The following is a 2,197-nucleotide window of genomic DNA, read 5'->3' as shown; positions in this document are numbered from 1 at the left end:
GCGATGGGGGAGGCGGTGGAGGAGGTCGCCGCAAGCTGGGTCGTGGGGATGCGGACCGTTGAGCTGTCGCCCACCGGGGGCAGACAGTCCTCCCCCCCGCAGCCCAAGCTTGTCCAGACCTCGTTCCACAGGTCGCTGCAGGAAACGAGGCGGGTGGTGAGGGTGATCACCCGCTGCTCCCCCGGGTACATGGCCGCGATCCGCCACGAGACGCCGTTGACGGGGTTCCCAAGGTGGTCCTCGTTCGGGTACGTCGTGACCCCAGTTGCGGGCGCGACCGAGGAGGACACGTACGCAAGGCCGCTCCCGAGGATATCGTCCACCCACACGTCGTACGCCCAGCCCGAGCCGCTGTTCACGAGGTAAATGGTCCACAGCTGGGTGTTCGTGGTGGCGTAGTAGACCTCGGGGGTCTTGTACACGAACAGGTTCGGCGACCGGAGGAGGAGGGGGGCGTCCGCGGCGGAGGCCTGGCACCCTCCCCCGCAGGCGTCCTGGTACAACGCGGCGGCGGAAAGGGCCAGCCCCGGACCGCACCGCTTCCGCACCTGGAACGTGAGCACCGAGCGGGCACCCGCGGGCTTCTGGGCAAAGGCCTCCCCGTACGTCCACTCGTAGTAGCTTCCGTAATCCAGCGGGGTGCAGTTCTCGGGAGCGACGTCGCCACTGCAGGCGACCGAGGCGAGGTCCACGATATAGTAGTTGAGGTTTTCAAGCTGGAGGACGACGTCGTGGGGATCGTAGGTCGAGGTCTTGGTGAGGGTGAGGGTCACCGTGTAGGTGCCGCACGGGTCTGCAAGGTCCGGAAGCCCACTCAGCCCCACCTCCATGGACGGCGTCTCCGCCGTCACCCAGAGCGCCTCCGCCTTCGTGCAGTACTCCGTGCACTCGTCCTCGTCCCGGCAGTCCGGCCCGAGGTTGAGCGTGGACCAGGAGTAGAACCCATAGCTCCCTGGGCACGCTTGGGGCTGCGCGGCGGGGGTGATCTCCAACGTGTAGGAGATCACAAGAACCGTGTTTCGCACCGAGCCTGGGTAGTCGATCCCTCTGATCTCGAGGGTTCCCCCCGGCGTCGTGTCCACGAAGAGGAGAGGGCTCGCGGGGTTGCCGTCCACGGTGATGGCGAGGGAACCCGGGACGTAGGCCTGACTGTTCGCCGCGCTCTCCTCGAACGCAAGCTCGTCAAACGAGACTTCGTCCAGGAGGGCGCTGTCGGCAAACGTGTACGTGTTCGTGTACGTGATCCGGCCGCACTTCTCCTGGGCGGGGGGGACGGCGACCTTGGTGCTCCCCACGAGGGTCCGGCACTCGATGGCGATGGGGACCGACTGGGACGCGGAGAGGGGGCAGCCGCAGCAGTCGGTGGCGCTCGCGGTGGCCGAGAGCGTGGCCAGGGTCCCGCACCGGGATGCGCCCGGCGGACGGAGAACAATCGGGGTATCGAGGGACGACCCAGGGGGGAAGGTCCACGTGATCGTCCCGCCCGTTCCGCCGGAGCCGGGGGTCCACAACCCTCCCCCGGCGTCCTCCACCGTGAACCCCGCGGGGACGGTCACGACGACCGTGATGTCGGTCTGGGATCCACCCCCGCAGGAGGAGAGCCCGGAGAACCCAGCCGTCACCTGGTAGGCCACGTCCTGGCAGATGTGGACCTCCCGAAGCCCGGTGAGGGAGAGGGACAGGGTCGGCGGCCCGTCCGGGGCGTAGCAGGTGAAGCACGTGGAGAAGAAGCCCACCGGCGGGAGGAACTCCTCCCCGCAGTCGTTCCGGTATACAGGCTGGTAGAACACGTCCCGACGCTCCGGGGCAGTGCACCAGTCCCCAAAGTACACGAGGTTAAACTGGAGCTCGAACGCCTCTTCTGGGGCGAGGTCGGGGATGCGGAAACACCCCCCCTCGTAGGTTGCGGGCTCGACCACGCTTGCCACCGTAAACGGGCTGAAGTCCGCGCAGATCCGGACCTCCCGCGCGTTGCCATCGCCGGAGTTCCAGATGGGGATCGTGGCCGTTGCCCCGGCCGGGTTGCAGTAGGGAACGCGGATCTCCGCCGGGGTGATCTCGAGGAGGGGCTGGCCCAAGAGGAGCCGGATCGAGGCCCGGGCGGTCCCACCCTGGAGGGCCGTGTCGTAGCACACGGAGCCGTCGTCGCAGCCGAACCGGGCGTCGAGCCTGTTCTCCAGGCCCGTGCACGCGACGA

At 68.1% G+C, this 2,197-nt stretch carries 1 protein-coding gene; it reads right to left on the bottom strand.

The window, feature by feature from the left end; genetic code table 11:
• A partial coding sequence (locus NUV94_08090) for a DUF11 domain-containing protein (GenBank protein MCR4392696.1) occupies positions 1–2,197 on the bottom strand: 2,197 nt, incomplete at both ends.

It is taken from the genome of Candidatus Acetothermia bacterium (assembly GCA_024653305.1).
In the GTDB taxonomy this organism is placed as follows: domain Bacteria; phylum Bipolaricaulota; class Bipolaricaulia; order Bipolaricaulales; family Bipolaricaulaceae; genus JACIWI01.
Note: the sequence above shows the minus strand (reverse complement) of the source record. Positions and strands in the feature narration are given on the sequence as shown.